This is a genomic window from Candidatus Kuenenbacteria bacterium, from assembly GCA_012797775.1.
In the GTDB taxonomy this organism is placed as follows: domain Bacteria; phylum Patescibacteriota; class Patescibacteriia; order UBA2196; family GWA2-42-15; genus JAAZMX01.
Window position 1 is genome coordinate 1 of sequence record JAAZOM010000030.1, and the last position, 2,174, is coordinate 2,174.

The 2,174-nt window shown below is 39.5% G+C and carries 3 protein-coding genes; all 3 read right to left on the bottom strand.

Going from position 1 to position 2,174, the window contains the following annotated elements:
• Nucleotides 1–110 precede the first annotated feature (110 nt).
• Nucleotides 111–503: a hypothetical protein gene (locus GYA54_04620; GenBank protein NMC51968.1), complete on the bottom strand. Its 393-nt coding sequence runs from the start codon at nucleotides 501–503 to the stop codon at nucleotides 111–113.
• Between the two features lie 33 nt (nucleotides 504–536).
• Nucleotides 537–1,925, bottom strand: a complete 1,389-nt coding sequence (locus GYA54_04625) for a glycine--tRNA ligase (GenBank protein NMC51969.1) — start codon at nucleotides 1,923–1,925, stop codon at nucleotides 537–539.
• Nucleotides 1,926–2,001: 76 nt separating this feature from the next.
• Nucleotides 2,002–2,174 (bottom strand): hypothetical protein (locus tag GYA54_04630; GenBank protein NMC51970.1); only part of this gene is annotated, 173 nt, incomplete at its 5' end.

The window sequence follows — 2,174 nt, forward strand, 5'->3', positions numbered from 1 at the left end:
ATAGACAGAAAACGGTTTAATTTGTATTTAAAAGAAATGGAATTTAGATTTAACCACCGGAAAGATGATAATTTGGCTAATATTATTAAAAAAATTATTAAAAAACATTACTAATTATTTGTCTGTTCTAGACAAGCACCTTTTTTTATTACATCTCCAACTATCTCTGGCGGCACCAATATAGGAATATATTTTTTATAAAAATATTTTCCAAAAGCCAAATATAATACATCAAATTCTTTATCAAAAACAGTTTCTGTCGCTGGGCCAACGTTCCTAGTAAAAAAAGCAATTTTACCAAATTTAACCATTCTTTTCTTGCTTTTTACTAAAAAATCCTCAATTACCAAGCAATCATCTTCAACTCTATAAACAGCATCGTATTTATCATACAAATATTCATATGTACTGTTATACATTGAATTATTTCTGCCCAAAGCATCAAAAAACTTAGACCAAGAAAATTTATAAGCTGGCGCCTGCCACTGGATATTATTACTCATAATTTTATTTGTTTTTATATGATCCAGAAATTACTAGTTACTTCCTTCTTCCAACTTCTCCCTCAAATATTCCCTCAACTCCCCGACCGCCACCCTCTCCTGTTTCATCGTCTCAATATCTCTAACCGTCACTTTTTTATCCTTGGCTGTTTCAAAATCCACGGTCACGCAATATGGCGTGCCGATCTCATCTTGCCTCCGATAACGCTTGCCGATGGATCCTGTCTCATCATATTGCGTCATCCAATTCTCCGCCAGACTGTCTTTGATCTCATGCGCTGTTTTTTGTAATTCTTCTTTTTTGGATAATGGTAAAACCGCCACCTTGATCGGCGCTAGACTTTTGTGTAAATGCAAGACCACTTCTTTTTCGTGCTTGGCCTCATCATCGCCCGAACGCGTTTCTACCTCCTCATAGCCATTGAGTAAAAACGCCAACATCGCCCGACCCGCGCCATCAGAAGTTTCTACAATATAAGGTATATATTTTTCTTGAGTGACTTGATCAGTGTAGCTCAAATCCACGCCGGAATACTCACCGTGCCGGCTCAAATCCCAATTCCCGCGATTGTGCACACCAGCCAATTCTTTCCATCCGCCAAACGGCGAATCAAATTCGATATCCCAGGCCGCCTTGGCATAATGCGCCAATTCTTCTTTACTGTGTTGACGCCAACGGATAAATTCATCTTTCATACCCAGCTCTTTATACCATTGCATTCTTTTCTCGCGCCAATAATCATACCACTTATCCGCTTCTTTGGGATTCACAAAAAACTGCATCTCCATCTGCTCAAATTCTCTAGTCCGGAAAATATAATTGCCCGGCGTGATTTCATTACGAAATGCTTTGCCGATCTGCGCGATACCAAAAGGCATCTTTTGTCTAGAACTGTCTAGGATATTCTTGAAATTTACATAAATACCCTGGCAGGTCTCTCCCCGCAAATATGCTTGAGAGGTTTCATCCTCCACCGCGCCGATAAATGTTTTCATGAGTAAATTGAAATTTCTCGGTTCGGTCAATTCGCCTCCGCATTCTGGACAAACTATATCTTTTATATCTTTTGGTTTTTCTTTGCGCGCATCCAAATCCGGCTTCATACTCGCCGCTTCGAGCAAATGATCGGCCCGAAATCTTTTCTTGCAATCCTTGCAATCCACGAGTGGATCAGAAAAACTCTCCACATGGCCTGATGCCTCCCAGACTTTCGGGTGCATGATGATCGCACTATCCAAACCCACCACGTCATCGCGCTTTTGCACCATCACTTTCCACCAGGCTTTCTTGATATTATTTATCAATTCCACGCCAAGCGGCCCATAATCATAACAACTCCCAAATCCGCCATAAATCTCTGATGATTGAAAAACAAAACCCCGCCTTTTGGCGAGTGAGATCAACTTATCCATTTTTGTCATCTCTTTTTCTTTTGACATATATTTTTAAATCTTACTAAATTTATCGTGAACGAAGCGAAGGACCCCATATCATAGTTTATTTATCTAATTCCTTTTCTCTATCTTTCACCCAATTATCATCATATTGGGGAAAATGTTCTCTATTATCAACCACATGTTGCAAAGCTTCCTTGGCTTTTGCTGGATCTATCTCTAAAAGCTGCCGCCAATCTCTTGTATCTCTAATTCCAAATTTTTCAAACCACTCGG

What these genes read in the sequence shown, in the direction of transcription:
- GYA54_04620 (NMC51968.1), bottom strand. Translation starts at nt 503, where the DNA reads ATGAGTAATAATATCCAGTGGCAGGCGCCAGCTTATAAATTTTCTTGG.
- GYA54_04625 (NMC51969.1), bottom strand. Translation starts at nt 1,925, where the DNA reads ATGACAAAAATGGATAAGTTGATCTCACTCGCCAAAAGGCGGGGTTTT.